This window comes from Paracoccus methylarcula (assembly GCF_003007735.2).
Taxonomy (GTDB): domain Bacteria; phylum Pseudomonadota; class Alphaproteobacteria; order Rhodobacterales; family Rhodobacteraceae; genus Paracoccus; species Paracoccus methylarcula.
In genome coordinates, this window is the sequence record NZ_PXNQ02000010.1 from 143,019 (window position 1) to 157,241 (window position 14,223).

At 63.7% G+C, this 14,223-nt stretch carries 15 protein-coding genes; 9 read left to right on the forward strand and 6 right to left on the reverse strand.

Annotated features, from left to right (window positions below; translation table 11 throughout):
• Window positions 1–71 precede the first annotated feature (71 nt).
• The 4 genes from A7A09_RS16030 (at window position 72) to A7A09_RS16045 (ending at window position 5,798) form a co-directional block, all read left to right on the forward strand.
• Window positions 72–1,091 carry a TAXI family TRAP transporter solute-binding subunit gene (locus tag A7A09_RS16030; protein WP_106692331.1) on the forward strand — a complete coding sequence of 340 codons (1,020 nt, stop codon included), beginning with the start codon at window positions 72–74 and terminating at the stop codon, window positions 1,089–1,091.
• A gap of 137 nt (window positions 1,092–1,228) precedes the next feature.
• Window positions 1,229–3,346, forward strand: a complete 2,118-nt coding sequence (locus A7A09_RS16035; protein ID WP_106692332.1) for a TRAP transporter permease — start codon at window positions 1,229–1,231, stop codon at window positions 3,344–3,346.
• Entirely contained in the window at window positions 3,343–4,533 is a 1,191-nt protein-coding gene (gene lhgO / locus A7A09_RS16040; RefSeq protein ID WP_106692333.1) for an L-2-hydroxyglutarate oxidase, read from the forward strand. Before A7A09_RS16035 ends, lhgO begins: the two co-directional genes overlap by 4 nt.
• 110 nt (window positions 4,534–4,643) lie before the next feature.
• The gene (locus A7A09_RS16045; protein WP_106692334.1) at window positions 4,644–5,798 is read left to right on the forward strand and encodes an iron-containing alcohol dehydrogenase; all 1,155 of its coding nucleotides are present in this window, start codon (window positions 4,644–4,646) and stop codon (window positions 5,796–5,798) included.
• A gap of 22 nt (window positions 5,799–5,820) precedes the next feature.
• Here A7A09_RS16045 and A7A09_RS16050 read toward each other — a convergent pair whose 3' ends face one another.
• The 4 genes from A7A09_RS16050 to A7A09_RS16065 all read right to left on the reverse strand — a co-directional run bounded on the left by A7A09_RS16050 (window position 5,821) and on the right by A7A09_RS16065 (window position 7,669).
• Window positions 5,821–6,153, reverse strand: a complete 333-nt coding sequence (locus A7A09_RS16050; RefSeq protein WP_170167141.1) for a DUF2794 domain-containing protein — start codon at window positions 6,151–6,153, stop codon at window positions 5,821–5,823.
• 87 nt (window positions 6,154–6,240) lie between these two features.
• On the reverse strand, window positions 6,241–6,525 hold the full coding sequence (locus A7A09_RS16055; protein ID WP_106692336.1) for an I78 family peptidase inhibitor: 285 nt from the start codon (window positions 6,523–6,525) through the stop codon (window positions 6,241–6,243).
• Between the two features lie 2 nt (window positions 6,526–6,527).
• The gene (locus A7A09_RS16060) at window positions 6,528–6,875 is read right to left on the reverse strand and encodes a hypothetical protein (protein ID WP_245999398.1); all 348 of its coding nucleotides are present in this window, start codon (window positions 6,873–6,875) and stop codon (window positions 6,528–6,530) included.
• A 110-nt stretch (window positions 6,876–6,985) separates the two neighbouring features.
• On the reverse strand, window positions 6,986–7,669 hold the full coding sequence (locus tag A7A09_RS16065; RefSeq protein ID WP_106692337.1) for a TetR/AcrR family transcriptional regulator: 684 nt from the start codon (window positions 7,667–7,669) through the stop codon (window positions 6,986–6,988).
• A 210-nt stretch (window positions 7,670–7,879) separates the two neighbouring features.
• On the opposite strand from A7A09_RS16065, the gene A7A09_RS16070 reads away from it, so the two are divergent.
• From A7A09_RS16070 to A7A09_RS16090, 5 genes are all read left to right on the forward strand, one after another.
• A complete protein-coding gene (locus tag A7A09_RS16070) occupies window positions 7,880–9,307 on the forward strand; it encodes a Glu/Leu/Phe/Val family dehydrogenase (RefSeq protein ID WP_106692338.1) in 1,428 nt (475 codons plus the stop codon).
• A gap of 222 nt (window positions 9,308–9,529) precedes the next feature.
• Window positions 9,530–11,227, forward strand: a complete 1,698-nt coding sequence (locus A7A09_RS16075; protein WP_106692339.1) for an acyl-CoA dehydrogenase — start codon at window positions 9,530–9,532, stop codon at window positions 11,225–11,227.
• Window positions 11,224–12,246 (forward strand): MBL fold metallo-hydrolase, encoded by a 1,023-nt coding sequence (locus A7A09_RS16080; protein WP_170167135.1) that lies wholly within the window; start codon window positions 11,224–11,226, stop codon window positions 12,244–12,246. Before A7A09_RS16075 ends, A7A09_RS16080 begins: the two co-directional genes overlap by 4 nt.
• A 55-nt stretch (window positions 12,247–12,301) precedes the next feature.
• Entirely contained in the window at window positions 12,302–12,454 is a 153-nt protein-coding gene (locus A7A09_RS16085) for an aa3-type cytochrome c oxidase subunit IV (RefSeq protein ID WP_106692395.1), read from the forward strand.
• Window positions 12,455–12,475: 21 nt separating this feature from the next.
• Window positions 12,476–13,102 (forward strand): hypothetical protein, encoded by a 627-nt coding sequence (locus tag A7A09_RS16090; protein ID WP_106692340.1) that lies wholly within the window; start codon window positions 12,476–12,478, stop codon window positions 13,100–13,102.
• On the opposite strand, the gene A7A09_RS16095 is transcribed toward A7A09_RS16090, so the two are convergent.
• Both A7A09_RS16095 and A7A09_RS16100 read right to left on the reverse strand, forming a co-directional pair.
• Window positions 13,087–13,422 carry an AzlD domain-containing protein gene (locus A7A09_RS16095; RefSeq protein WP_106692341.1) on the reverse strand — a complete coding sequence of 112 codons (336 nt, stop codon included), beginning with the start codon at window positions 13,420–13,422 and terminating at the stop codon, window positions 13,087–13,089. The genes A7A09_RS16090 and A7A09_RS16095 overlap by 16 nt on opposite strands.
• Window positions 13,419–14,099 (reverse strand): AzlC family ABC transporter permease, encoded by a 681-nt coding sequence (locus A7A09_RS16100; protein WP_106692342.1) that lies wholly within the window; start codon window positions 14,097–14,099, stop codon window positions 13,419–13,421. The genes A7A09_RS16095 and A7A09_RS16100 overlap by 4 nt, the downstream gene beginning before the upstream one ends.
• Window positions 14,100–14,223: the final 124 nt, after the last annotated feature.

The window sequence follows — 14,223 nt, forward strand, 5'->3', positions numbered from 1 at the left end:
GATCGAGCGTCCTGCCGATACTCTTCCACATGGCAATAACAAGGCAATAACGAGTCCAAGGGAGGATTATCATGTATCGCCATACAAAGTTTGCAGCCGGGATCGCGGCAGCCATATCTCTGGCCGGAACGGTTGCGATGGCCGAGCCGGAACCGGCCAGCTACATTCTGGCCACGGCCTCGACCGGCGGCACCTATTACCCGGTGGGCGTCGCGCTTTCCACTTTGGTCAAGGTCAAGCTGGAACCCGATACCGGTATCAGCCTGTCCGCCATCAATTCGGCCGGTTCGGGCGAAAATATCCGGCTTCTGAACGAGGGGGAAGCGCAGTTCGCCATTCTTCAGGGGCTTTTTGGCTATCTGGGATGGAACGGAGAAGGTGAGTTCGCGGAAAGCGGTCCGCAGGAAAAATTACGCTCAATCTCCATGCTCTGGCCGAATGTCGAGCAATTCATCCTTGACAAGAGAGCCGTCAAGAACGGAACGGTCAGCGACCTGATTGAACTCAAGGGGGAGGCCATGGCCTTTGGGGCCGAGAATTCAGGCGCGCTTGGTTCGACCGAGACGCTGCTGTCCGGGTTGGGGGTTGATATCTTCAAGGATTATAAACTGATCTATGCCGGTTACGGTCCTTCCGCTGAAGCCCTGCAAAACGGTCAGGTTAAAGGCATCAACCCGAATTCGGGGATACCGAACGGGACGGTCAGTCAGGTTTTCGCAACGGCGGGTGACAATCTCCAGATGCTGGAGGTCACGGACGAAGAACTGGAAAAGATGGATGGCGGGCGTGAATTGTGGACCCGGTTCGTCATTCCGGCCGGAACCTATCCGGGTGTTGAAGAGGATATCCAGACCATTGCCCAACCGAACCTGCTGGCGACAACAGCGGACATTCCCGAAGAGAATGTCTATCTGATGACCAAAGCGATCTACGAGAACCTGCCCTTCCTGCAGGCGATCCATCCGGCCACCAAGGAAATGGCATTGGAACAGGCCATCGCCGGTCTGCCCTTGCCGCTGCATCCGGGGGCGCGGCGTTATTACGAGGAAATGGGGGTCGAGATCCCCGACCGGCTGAAGGCGGCCGAGTAACCCAGTTCCCATCGGCCGGGGAGCGACAGCGCCCCGGCAGGTCCTCTCTCTTTCCAATGCGCTGATCTGCAATCACTTGCATCGATGATGCGCGTCCAAGTTAGCGCAGGGTGTTCGACCCTGCCGGGAGATACATAATGTCCAGCAATAACGAAGAGGGCGTTGTCGACGTCCAGCGGAACTTTGTGGGCAAGCTTGGGATGGCCATATCCGCGCTTTGCCTGCTCATCGCCATATTCCACATCTATGTCGCCTTCTTCCCGGTGGTGTCAGAGCTGCAGCGCAACGTCTTTCACTTCGCGGGTTTCGGGTTTCTTGCCGCGCTGACCTATCCGGCACTTGCCAGCAAGAGCGGGAACAGAACGCTCCTGATCATTGATCTGGTCTTTGCGGTCGCGGTTGCCGTGTCGGCGGTGCATCTGGCCTATGCTGAAAGCGCCATCTATGCCCGGGGGGTCAAGCTGTCCACGCTCGACTGGATCGCGGGCAGTATCTGTATCCTGGGAGCAGTCGAACTGACGCGCCGCATGACCGGTTGGGTGATCCCCACGGTGATCCTGATCTGCCTGTCCTACCTGGTCTTCCTGGGCAAGATCATTCCGGGCGTGTTCCATTTTCCCGGGTTGAAGCTTGAATCGGTGATGTTCCGCTCGATCTATGGCGATGATGCGATGTTCGGTTCGATCGCGCGGATTTCCTCGACCTATGTGTTCCTTTTCATCATCTTCGGCGCGTTCCTGATCCGCTCCGGCGCGGGGGATTTCGTGATCAACATGGCTCGCGCGCTGGCCGGGAAATGGATCGGCGGCCCGGGGATCGTGGCGGTCATGGCCAGCGCGCTGACCGGGACCATCTCGGGCTCTGCCGTGGCGAATACCGCCTCGACCGGGGTGATCACCATCCCGCTGATGAAGCGCGCGGGCTTCAAGCCCGAATTCGCGGGCGGCGTCGAGGCGGCGGCATCCTCGGGCGGGCAGCTGATGCCGCCGATCATGGGGGCGGGGGCCTTCGTGATGGCCAGCTATACGCAGATCCCCTACGAGACCATCATCGCCGTGGCCACTCTGCCGGCGCTGCTTTATTTCCTGTCGGTGATCTATTTCGTCCGCATCGAGGCGCGGCGGCTGAACCTGCAGCCGATGGAGGCGAGCGATATCACGCCCAAGCAGGCGTTCATTGAAAATGGCGCGAGCTTCGTCATCCCGATCACGATCCTGATCGCGCTGCTGGTCGTGGGTTTCACCCCGACCTATGCCGCCGTGGTGGGTATCCTCGCGGTGATCGCCTCAAGCTGGCTGACCAAGTCGCGCATGGGTCCCCGGGCGGTAATCGAGGCCCTGGTCATGGGCAGCAAGAGCATGATCATGACGGCGGTCCTGCTTTGCGCGGTGGGCCTGATCGTGAACGTGATCGCCACGGCAGGGGTCGGCAATACCTTCAGCCTGATGATCGCCAGCTGGTCGGGCGGCAATATGCTGATCGCGCTCGTGCTGATCGCGGTGGCCAGCCTCGTGCTCGGCATGGGGCTGCCGGTGACTGCCGCCTATATCGTGCTGGCGACACTTTCGGCGCCGGCGCTGGCGGGGATGATCTCGGACCGTTTCGTGATCGATATGCTGGCCGATGGCAGCCTGCCCGAGGCTGCCCGCGCGGTCCTGACCTTTGGCGCGCCCGAATATGCCGAGATCCTGGCCGGACCCGTCTCGCCCGATCAGGCGTCGGCGATCATCAAATCCCTGCCGCTGGAAGTGGCCGCGCCGCTGCGCGAACTGGTGGTGCCGCAACCGGTCGCGGTGACGGCGCTGCTATCGGCGCATATGATCATCTTCTGGCTCAGCCAGGACAGCAATGTGACACCTCCCGTGGCACTGGCCGCCTTTACCGCCGCAGCCATCGCCAAGGCTCCGGCCATGGCTACCGGGGTGGCAAGCTGGAAGCTGGCCAAAGGGTTGTATATCATGCCGATCCTGTTCGCCTACACGCCTTTCCTGTCGGGTGACTGGGCCGTGGCCTCGATGATATTCGGCTTCGGCGCGGTCGGGGTCTATGCCATCGCGGGCGCGCTTCAGGGCTGCATGGAATATCCTCTCGGCATCGTCGGGCGGGGCCTGGCGATGGTCGCGGGGGTCGTCTGCCTGTGGCCGGGTTATCACCTGGTCAGCCTTGGCGGGGTGCTGGCGGTGATCGCGCTCCTGGTCATCAATATCAGGACCGGCAGATATTCCGCCGCGCAGGCGGGAGAGGTCGAGGCATGACCCAAACGGCGGATATCGTCATCGCGGGTGGCGGCATCGTCGGACTGGCGACGGCGGTCGAGATCCAGAACCGCCTCTCTGATGCGCGGGTCACCGTTCTGGAAAAGGAACCTGCCGTTGCCCGGCACCAGTCGGGCCGCAATTCCGGGGTCATCCATGCCGGGCTGTATTACGCGCCCGGCAGCCTCAAGGCCTGGTTCTGCCGCGCCGGTGTGACCGCGACCGAAAGGTTCTGCACCGAGGAGCGGATCCCTTTCGAGCGCTGCGGCAAGCTGGTCGTGGCCACGAACGAGGCCGAGGCGGGCCGGCTGGCCGACCTGGCCGCGAGAGCGCGCGGGAACGGGATCGAGATAGAGGAGATCGACCGCCAGCAGTCACGCGAGATGGAGCCGAATATCAACTCGGTGGCGGCGATCTTTTCGCCGACCACCGGGATTGTCGATTTCGCCAAGGTGACCGAGCGGCTGGCGCGGATCTTCCAGTCGCGCGGAGGGATGCTCAGGACCGGGGTGCGCCTGCTGTCCGGGCGTGAGACGGGCAGTTCCGTGCGTCTGCGGACCTCGGACGGAGAACTGCAATGCGACCGTTTCGTCGCCTGCGCCGGTCTGCATTCCGACCGCCTGATCCGGGCCTTCGGGCATGATCCGGGCTACCGGGTAGTTCCCTTCCGGGGCGAATATTTCCGCATCCATAACCAGCCGCCCGACCTCGTGCGGCACCTGATCTACCCGGTGCCCGACCCCGAGCGGCCCTTTCTGGGTGTGCATCTGACGCGCAAGATGGATGGCGGCTTTACCGTCGGGCCGAACGCGGTCCTGGCTTGCAAGCGCGAAGGCTATGGCAAGCTGGCGATATCCCCTCGGGACATGCTGGAAACGGCCCTTTACCCGGGTTTCTGGCGGATGATCGGACAGAATTTCGGACCTGCCGTCTCGGAGCTGCGATCCTCGATCCTGCGGCGGCAATATCTGCGCAAGGTCCATGCCTATTGCCCGCGTATCCGGCTGGAGGATCTCGGTCCCTACCGGCCGGGGATCCGGGCGCAGGCTGTTGCGCCCGATGGCGGGATCATTGACGATTTCCTGTTTGTCGAGACCGAGCGCTGCGCCCATGTCGGCAATGCGCCTTCGCCTGCCGCCACCTCGGCCTTTCCGATTGCCGAGCATATCGCCGACCGGCTGCTGTAAAAGGGCAGGCGGGTGGATGCCGCCGAAGCGGCTTGACAACCCGGGACATGCCGCAACCATGTGACCCGCCAGAGACCCGGCCACGAATATCGCCGGGGAAAGGAGGGGCAGTGCAATCATTCAGCTTCCAGACCACCCGCTCGGTTATTGCCGAGGCCGGCGCCACCGCCAGGATCGGCGAGATCCTCGCCACGCGCGGTTGCCGCAAGGTGGGGTTCGTCACCGATGCGACGATCCTGGAACTCGGGCTGGCCGATGCGGCGCTCGACGGGATCGAAAGGGCCGGGCTGTCGGCCTGGATCTTTTCGGATATCCAGCCCGATCCGCCCGAGGAGATGATCCTGAACGCGGTGCGCGCGGCGCGCGGCGAAGGCGTGGATTGCGTCGTCTCCGTCGGCGGCGGTTCTTCCCTGGATACGGCCAAGCTGATCGCGGTCCTGCTGAATACGGATCAGCCGATTTCAGAGATCTATGGCGTCGATCTGGTCAGGGGAGAGCGCCTGCCCCTGATCCTGGCCCCGACCACCGCCGGAACCGGGTCGGAGGTGACGCCGATCGCCATCGTCACCACCGGCGAAAACGAGAAAAAAGGCGTGGTCGCACCGCAATTGCTGCCTGACTGCGCGATCCTCGATGCGGATCTGACCCTGGGGCTTCCGGCGCATGTGACCGCGGCCACGGGCATCGATGCGATGGTGCATGCAATCGAGGCGTTCACGTCGAGACGGCTCAAGAATGTCGTATCCGATTGCCTCGCGAAACAGGCGCTGGAACTGCTGGGCGGCAATATCCGCAAGGCCTGCGCCGAACCGCGGGACCGCGATGCCCGGGCGAATATGCTACTGGGCTCGATGCTGGCGGGAATGGCCTTCGCCAATGCGCCGGTGGCGGCGGTTCATGCGCTGGCCTATCCCCTTGGCGGGCATTTCCATATCCCGCATGGGCACTCCAATGCCCTGGTCCTGCCTTACGTGCTGGAATTCAACATGCCCGAGGCGCGGGCGCAATATGCCGAACTCGCCCCGCTCGTCTTCCCGGAACTGGAAGCCATGGGCGAGGCCGCGCGGGCAGAGGGGCTTGCCAGGGGCTTCAGGGAATTGGGCCCTGCGCTTGGCATGACAAGCAGGCTGGGTGAGATGGGCATCAGCCATAATCACCTGCCGATGCTGGCGGCGGATGCGATGAAGCAGGAGCGCCTGCTGATCAACAACCCGCGCGAGATGACCTACGAGGCGGCGCTGGAGATCTATACGCAGGCCTTGTGATGCCGGAGCGGGGCGTTCCGCGTCAGTCGATGGCGCGGATCAGCTTCTTGTCGAAGACCTTCAGGACCTGGGCGAGATCATGGCCGCGCTTGAGGATCCGGCCATCCATCGCGATCACGGCATAAAGGCCCTGCGCATTGCGCAGTTTCGGCCGCTTCTCGATCCGGTAGAGCGGATGCTCGGCAGCATGCCGGAACACGCAGAACACGGCGGCGTCGCGCAGAAAGGACATGGCGTAATCGCGCCATTCGCCGGCGGCGACAAATCTGCCATATACGGTCAGGATGGAGCCGAGTTCCGTCCGGTCGAAAACCACCCGGTCGGGATCGGTCGCAAACGGCGGAGCGGCGTTCATCATGTCAGGATGGTGACATTCCGCCGGGCGCAAATCAATGAAAAACGACGGCCCGGCCAGGGGCCGCCGCGAGTCGGCGGTCCGATGTCAGTAACAACCGATCTTCTCGATCCGGTCATTGCTGTTGATCTCGATATTCAGCCGGTCGGCGCGGTAATCGGCCGTCACCGGGTCTCCGGGGCCGATGATCCGCGTGCCGGTCGGGAAGTCCCTTGAATCGAGCACGGATTTCGGCTGGCCGACCAGGTTCTGCAACTCTTCGGCCCCGCAATTCTGGGGCAGGTCGAGCGCGGGGGCGGTGGATTCGGCCGCAGGCTCGCAGGCGGCCAGCGCAAGGCCCGACATCAGCGAGAGGATCAGGGGGGCGCGCATCGTCAGCCGCAATCGATATTGTAGATATTGCCCGAGGCGTCGAGGCGGAAGACGATCCGGTTGGGGTCGTAATCCTGCGGCTCGATGCCGCGATATTCGACGACGCGATATTCCTTGGTCAGGCCGATCGTGGGGATGACGCTGCCGGGCTGCGACAGATACGAGGTGTAATCCTTGGCGCCGCACAGGTCGGGTTCGCGTTCCTCGAGGCCCGAGATGCCCTGGGCCGGGGTCGGTGCCACGGGCTGAGCGGCTGGCAGCGCCGGGGGCGGAGCGGTCTGAGGCACGGGCATGCAGCCGGCCAGGAATGCGGTCGTCGCGGCGATGGGCAGGATCGTCGTCTTGATCATGGTGTCATGGTTCCCTCGTGCGCCCGGATCGGGCATGTGCCGTGATTTGTAACATGAAACTTACCGCTCGCCATCCCGGTTGAAAAGCCGACGGCGCGATCACTATTCCATCAGCGCATCGGTGCAACATCCGCCTCCCGGGCGCCGGAGCGCCGGTCGGCCGCATGCGCGGCGGGGCAATAGGCGCGCAGGAACATCGTGGCAGCCATTTCGGCGGAACGGAGGACCGCCGCCTCGTCGGTGTCGGCGGCCCTGGCCGCGGCGCGGTCGAGAACGGCAAGCCCGCAAAGCCGGATCAACTGCCGGGCGGCCAATGCCGTGTCCTCGATCTCCAGATCGCCCCGCTTCACGAATATCTCGAGCCTGTCGCGCAGGGGCTGTCCGAGCAATGTCTCGAACCGATCGTGATAGCCTCTGGCGATCGCCGGAAACCGGTTCGCCTCTCCGATCGCGAGCCGGAACAGCCGGATCTCGTGATCCGAGTTCAGCCAGCCGGTGATTTCCGCCGTGATCCGGGGCAGGCCGCTGGCGGCGGGCAGATCGGGCGGGACGGATTCCAGCGGCGTGGTCCGGTTGCGTTCCAGGGCCATCTGCATGGTTTGCTGGAACATCAGCCGCTTGTCCGGGAAATAGGCGTAGAGGGTCGCCTTCGAGACACCGGCGGCCCGCGCAATATCGTCGACCCCGGCGCCGGCATAGCCGTCGCGCTGGAAAATCCGCCACGCGCCGTCCAGCACCTGGTCGATCTTGCGTCCGAATGCGGCGTTCCTGCTCTTTTTCACTCTGACCATCATCACTCGTCCCAATTCAAACACATTCGTAGATACAATGTATGTCGGCGCCCGATAGTTGCATCGAAGGTCGAAAGCAGTTGTCTGCCGAAGAGGTAAAGAAAGATTCAATTTTGCCTGAAATTTTGGCACGAAGCGCGTGGAAGCTGGCGACGCTTTGGCCTAGCCTCCAAGAAGTGCAAGTCGAATCGTCAGTGTGAAAAGGAGCCTGCAATGGCCAACACGCATACGTCATTTCGTGAATCTGTTGAGCGGATGTTCACGCATGCCGCGGGGCTGATGACCCTTCCCCCCGGTCTGGAAGAGAAGATTCGGGTGTGCAACTCGACCTATACGGTGCGCTTCGGCGTCCGGCTGCGCGGCCAGATCCAGACATTCACCGGCTATCGCTCGGTCCATTCCGAACATATGGAGCCGGTGAAGGGTGGGATCCGTTATTCGCTCGATGTCAACCAGGACGAGGTCGAGGCGCTGGCCGCGCTGATGACCTATAAATGCGCCTTGGTCGAGGTGCCCTTCGGTGGTTCCAAGGGCGGGCTGCGGCTTGATCCGCGGGAATGGAACGAGGATGAGCTTGAGCGGATAACTCGCCGTTTTACTTATGAATTGTCGCGCCGAAACCTGATCTCTCCCAGTCAGAACGTCCCGGCCCCCGACATGGGTACGGGCGAGCGCGAGATGGCCTGGATGGCCGATGCCTACAAGCGCCTGCATCCCGACGACATCAACGCCAAGGCCTGCGTGACCGGCAAGCCGCGCACCGCGGGCGGCATCGACGGCCGGGTCGAGGCGACCGGGCGGGGCGTGCAATACGCGCTGCGCGAATTTTTCCGGCATGACGACATGATGAAACGGGCCGGGCTCGAAGGCACGCTCGCCGGCAAGCGGATCATCGTGCAAGGTTTGGGGAATGTGGGCTATCACGCCGCGCTGTTCCTGGCCCGCGAGGACAAGGCGCTGATTACCACGGTGATCGAGCGTGACGGCGTGATCAGCAATCCGCAGGGCCTGGATATCGAGGCGCTGCGACAGCATATCGTCTCGACCGGTGGGGTGAAGGGCTTTGCCGGGGGGGACTGGCGCGCGGATGGCAAGGCGGCACTGGAGGATGAATGCGACGTGCTGATCCCGGCAGCGATGGAAAGCGTCATCCATGGCGAGAATGCCGACCGGATCAGGTGCAAGGTGATCATCGAGGCCGCGAACGGTCCCGTGACCGCCGATGCCGACGAGGTCCTCAAGCGCAAGGGGGTGGTCATCATCCCGGACATGTATGCCAATGCCGGCGGTGTGACGGTGTCCTATTTCGAATGGGTCAAGAACCTGTCGCAGATCAGCCTTGGCCGACTGGAGCGGCGCCACGAAGAGGCCCGCGCCCGTATGCTGGTTGAGGAACTGGAACGCCTGTCGGCCGATACCGGCCTGAACTGGACGCTTTCCAAGGGCTTCAAGGAGGCGTTCCTGACCGGCGCGGATGAATTGGAGCTGGTTCGCTCGGGCCTTGACGACACCATGCGTGAGGCTTTCGGCAAGATGAAAGAGGTCTGGGTCGGCAACAGCAAGGTGGATGACATGCGCACCGCCGCCTATGTCGTGGCGATCCGCAGGATCTCCAATGTCTATGGCTCACTGGGGCTGTAGCGCCTGAACTCGTGGCCCGAAACCACCGCCTCGCCGATGGGGCGGTGGATGGATATGTTTGCCCTTTCTTGAGTATCTCTTTCGCGTCTGGCAAAGCCTCGGCCTGTCGATTGTGACGCGGGGTTTCTGTTGTGACCGGCGGGACCGGCCTTAAGATGGCGGTCGGATCAGTCTGGAAAGCAGTCGGGGCGCGCGGATTGCCGCCCCGCAAGGGAGGATCGGATGAGCTACAAGGCGCCAGTCGAGCAGATCGAATTCATTTTGCGGCATGTCGTGCCCTATGGCGAGGTCGCTGCAACGGAACGGTTTGGCGAGGCCGGTTTCGACACCGCCAGCGCGATCCTGACCGAGGCGGGCAAGCTGGCCGGCAATGTGCTCGCCCCCCTGAACCGCAATGGCGATGAGAACCCGGCGCGGCTGGAAAACGGCAAGCTGCGGTCTTCGCCCGGCTTTGACGAAGGATTCCGCGCGATTGCCGAAGGCGGTTGGGTCGGGCTGGCCGCCGATCCGGAACATGGCGGCATGGGGCTGCCGCAGGCGCTGAACATGGCGGTGGCCGAGATGATGGCGGGGGCCTGCCTGTCGCTGCAGCTCAACCCGTTGCTGACGCAAGGCCAGATCGAGGCGCTGGAACATCACGCCAGTGACGAGTTGAAGGCGCTTTACCTGCCCAAGCTGATCAGCGGCGAATGGTCCGGCACGATGAACCTGACCGAGCCGGGGGCAGGCAGCGATGTCGGCGCCCTGACCACCCGGGCCGAGCGGAACGGGGATGGCAGCTATTCGATCACCGGGCAGAAGATATTCATCACCTGGGGCGACAGCGATGTGACCGGGAATGTCTGCCATGCGGTGCTGGCGCGGCTGCCGGACGGGGCCAAGGGTACCAGGGGGATCAGCCTGTTCATGGTGCCGAAATTCATCCCGGACGAGAACGGCAATCCCGGCGTTGCCAACAGCCTAAAGGTCGTCAGCCTCGAGGAAAAGACCGGCATCCACGGCAGCCCGACCTGCGTCATGAGCTATGAGGGCGCGACCGGCTGGCTGATCGGCGAAGAACACAAGGGCATGGCGGCTATGTTCACGATGATGAACTGCGCCCGGCTTGGTGTCGGCATGCAGGGGATCGGCGTGGGTGAGGCGGCGCTTCAACAGGCCGTCGCATATGCGCAGGAGCGCAACCAGATGGGGCTGATCATCCGCCATCCCGATGTCCGGCGGATGCTGGCCACCGCGCGGGCCGAGATTTTTGCCGCCCGCGCCATCGCCCTGGCCTGCGCCACCGCGATCGATCTGGAAAGGGCGACGGGCGATGCCGATCACGCCGCGCGCGCGGCCTTCCTGACCCCGATCGCCAAGGCCTACGGCACCGATACCGGCTGGCGCGTCGCCGATACCGCGGTGCAGGTGCATGGCGGCATGGGCTATATCGAGGAGACCGGCGTATCCCAGTATCTGCGCGATGTCCGCATCACCCAGATCTACGAGGGCACGAACGGTATCCAGGCCATGGACCTCGTGGGCCGCAAGCTCTCTGACGGCGGAGAGGCGGCGGCGCGGTTGCTCGACGAGATCCTCGACGGTGCCAAATCCGCGCAGGGCGAACATCCCGACCTGGCCAACGAGGTCTGGCAGGCCGCCGAAACCCTGCGCGAGGCGACCCAGACTTTGTTGGAACGCGACCTGCCCGAACGTTTCGCGGGCGCGGTTCCCTACCTTTCGGCCTTCGCGCGGGTGCTGGGCGGATATTACCACCTGCTCGCCGCGCGTGCGGGGGGCGAGGCGCAGCTCGCGCTGGCCCGGGTCTTCATCCGCCGCGTGTTGCCGCGTTTCGGCACCGATCTGGACGAGGCGCTGGCAGGGCTCGGCGACCTGACTGCCATCAGCAACGAGACCCTGGCCGGGGAGATGGCAGTTTGATTGCAACCCCGTTCACGACGCCGCCCGCCAAAGGCGAGGCGATCACGGTTGCGGACGGGGTATTGTGGCTGCGTCTGCCCCTGCCCATGGCGCTGGACCATGTGAATATCTATGCGCTGGAAGAGGGCGATGGCTGGACCATCGTCGATACCGGATTCGACACAGGTTTGACCCGCGAGATATGGGGGGCCCTGCGCAGCGGTCCCCTTGGCGGCAGGCCGATCCGCCGGGTGATCGGCACGCATCATCATCCCGACCATATCGGGCTCGCCGGTTGGTTCATGCGCAGCGATGATGCCGAACTGATGATGAGCCGGACTGCATGGCTCACCGCCCGGATGCTGCAACTGGATTTGCAGGAGCGCCCCACGCAAGAGGCGCTGGATTTCTGGCGGCGGGCGGGGATGCCGCCGGAACTGCTGGAAAAGCGCGCGGGCGAACGGCCCTTCAACTTCGCCGATGTCGTGGCACCGATGCCGCTTGGCTATACAAGGCTGACCGACGGGCAGGAGGTCGGCTTCGGCGGGCGGCGCTGGCGGGTCGCGATGGGGCATGGCCATGCGCCGTGCCACGCCACCTTCTGGTCGCAGGATGACGATCTGGTGATCGGCGGTGACCAGCTGCTGTCCTCGATCTCCCCCAATCTCGGCGTCCACCCGACAGAGCCCGAGGCCGATCCGGTCGGTGAATGGCTGGAAAGCTGCACCCGCTTGCTTGAACTGGCCGAGCCGCGGCAGTTCGTGCTGCCGGGCCACAAGCTGCCCTTTACCGGCCTGCCTGACAGGCTGCGGCAATTGATCGACAATCACCACGGCGCCCTCGGCCGGATGGAGGCCGCCTTGCGCGCGGCCCCCCGCAGCGCCGTCGAATGTTTCGACATCCTGTTCAAGCGCCGGATCGACGAGTCGGTTTTTGGTCTCGCCCTGGTCGAGGCGGTGGCGCATGTGAACCATTTGCGCCGCAAGGGTGTGATCCATGCGGTCGGCGAAAGGGATGGCGCGGCGCTCTGGGGGGCGTGACAGCGCGCCCGCTTTCGGCTATCGGATGGCCAAGGACAAACCGGAGGGCAGAGGCATGGCCACGCATCACGAGATTACCGAACACGAACATGGCAGCATGGACATCACCCAGCAGAAACAGACCTTTGCCGGCTTCGTCCGGATGGCGGTCTGGGTCTCGGTGATATCGATCCTGGTGCTGATCTTCATGGCGCTGACGAACGCCTGATTACCGGCGCGGGAATATATCATGAAAAGACGCGTTTTTATTGCGGCGGCCCTGCCGGCGGCACTATCTGCTTGCGGCGCGGACAATATCTGGGCCAGTGACGAGGCGGTGCGCGCTGCGCGTTTCGTGTCGAACGAGCCGCCCTCGATCACCCTGTTCACGGTGATCGGCATTCCGCGCGGCGAGGGCGGGCATACCGCGCTGATGATCAATGGCAGCCAGCGGGTCATCTACGATCCGGCGGGTAGCTGGAACCATCCTTGGATCCCCGAACGTCACGACGTGCTTTACGGGATCACCGACAATTTCAAGAATTTCTATATCGATTACCACGCGCGCGAGACCTATTGGGTCGCCGAAGATACCGTGCCGGTATCCCGCGAGGTCGCAGATATCGCGATTCGCCGGGTCGAGGCGAATGGTGCCGCCAACAAGAGCTTTTGCGCGGTCGAAACCGGCACTGCCCTGCGCGGCGTTCCGGGCTTCGAGAATGCGCCGACCGGCTTTTCACCGATCAAGATGCGGGAATGGTTCCTCACCCTGCCGGGCGTGACATCGAAACGGCACAGGGATGGCGATCCGGCGAATAACCACAATGTGCTCATCCGCCAGAAGGACGGCACGATGACCGGCTACCCCAGGACGTAGAGCATCCCGAAAAGGGTGATCGCACCGCCAAGAATGGCAAGGATGACATTCTTGGTCAGGACACCGATGGTCACCGTCACGACGGCTGCCGACAGGCGGGCCGGTTCCGGCTGGCCGTCGGTCGCGGCGGGCCACATGACCAGCGGTGCGACCAGTGCGGGCAGGACCGCGACCGGCGTATAGCGCAGCATGCGCATGAACCATTGTGGCAGGTCGCGATTCCCCAAGGCGCCAAGGAAGGACCAGCGGATCAGGAATGTGCCGATCCCCAGCAGGACGATCACTACCCAGATGGTCAGGTCCGAATGGGCCGAACTCATGATTTGGCCTCCTGCCGCCGCTCGGTCCGGACTTCCAGCAGGGCACCGGCCGCCATGCCCAGAAGGGCGGCGATCATCATCCCCAGCCCGGATGGCAGCCCGGCCAGGATCAGCGCCGCAACGATCGAGACGAAACAGGCCGCCATATGCGCCTGCGTGCGCAGCATCGGGGCGATCATCGCAAGGAAGGTGATCGGCATCGCGAAATCCAGCGCGATATCGTCGGGAATGGCCCGGCCAAGCGTCGCGCCCAGCCAGCTTGCCGCGATCCAGGGGATGCACATCGCCACCGCCGCGCCAAGGAAATAGGCCAGCCTTTGCCGCAGGTTCAGGCGCGGATGGCGCTCGTAATGCTGGATCGCCAAGGCATAGCTCTGATCGATCAGCATATAGGCGACCCAGGCTTTCTGCCGCCCCGTGGCGCCTTTCAGCCAGGGGACCAGCGATGCCGAATACATTGCCATCCGCAGGTTGACGGCAAGGCCGGACAGGATCACCACCCAAGCGGGCGCGTGATCCGACAGAAGCTGAATGGCGGTGAATTGCGAGGCTCCGGCCAGGACCAGTACCGAGAAGCCGAGGATCTGCCCGATATCGATCCCGGCTTCGAGCGCCACGACCCCGAAAAGCAGCGCGAAGGGAATGATCACGATCAGGAAGGGCAGGCTTTGCACCATGCCATGGCGGAAGGCCTGCGCCGGGCTGCGCGCCAGGCGCGCGCGCTGACGGCATCGGCAGCGGCTTGCCGGGGCTGTGGTTGCGAGGCTGGCGACGGAGCCATGACGGGGGTATTCCTATCTG

What these genes read in the sequence shown, in the direction of transcription:
- lhgO (WP_106692333.1), top strand. Translation starts at nt 3,343, where the DNA reads ATGACCCAAACGGCGGATATCGTCATCGCGGGTGGCGGCATCGTCGGA.
- A7A09_RS16050 (WP_170167141.1), bottom strand. Translation starts at nt 6,153, where the DNA reads ATGAACGCCGCTCCGCCGTTTGCGACCGATCCCGACCGGGTGGTTTTC.
- A7A09_RS16065 (WP_106692337.1), bottom strand. Translation starts at nt 7,669, where the DNA reads ATGATGGTCAGAGTGAAAAAGAGCAGGAACGCCGCATTCGGACGCAAG.
- A7A09_RS16030 (WP_106692331.1), top strand. Translation starts at nt 72, where the DNA reads ATGTATCGCCATACAAAGTTTGCAGCCGGGATCGCGGCAGCCATATCT.
- A7A09_RS16060 (WP_245999398.1), bottom strand. Translation starts at nt 6,875, where the DNA reads ATGATCAAGACGACGATCCTGCCCATCGCCGCGACGACCGCATTCCTG.
- A7A09_RS16085 (WP_106692395.1), top strand. Translation starts at nt 12,302, where the DNA reads ATGGCCACGCATCACGAGATTACCGAACACGAACATGGCAGCATGGAC.
- A7A09_RS16035 (WP_106692332.1), top strand. Translation starts at nt 1,229, where the DNA reads ATGTCCAGCAATAACGAAGAGGGCGTTGTCGACGTCCAGCGGAACTTT.
- A7A09_RS16075 (WP_106692339.1), top strand. Translation starts at nt 9,530, where the DNA reads ATGAGCTACAAGGCGCCAGTCGAGCAGATCGAATTCATTTTGCGGCAT.
- A7A09_RS16055 (WP_106692336.1), bottom strand. Translation starts at nt 6,525, where the DNA reads ATGCGCGCCCCCCTGATCCTCTCGCTGATGTCGGGCCTTGCGCTGGCC.
- A7A09_RS16090 (WP_106692340.1), top strand. Translation starts at nt 12,476, where the DNA reads ATGAAAAGACGCGTTTTTATTGCGGCGGCCCTGCCGGCGGCACTATCT.
- A7A09_RS16100 (WP_106692342.1), bottom strand. Translation starts at nt 14,099, where the DNA reads ATGGTGCAAAGCCTGCCCTTCCTGATCGTGATCATTCCCTTCGCGCTG.
- A7A09_RS16095 (WP_106692341.1), bottom strand. Translation starts at nt 13,422, where the DNA reads ATGAGTTCGGCCCATTCGGACCTGACCATCTGGGTAGTGATCGTCCTG.
- A7A09_RS16070 (WP_106692338.1), top strand. Translation starts at nt 7,880, where the DNA reads ATGGCCAACACGCATACGTCATTTCGTGAATCTGTTGAGCGGATGTTC.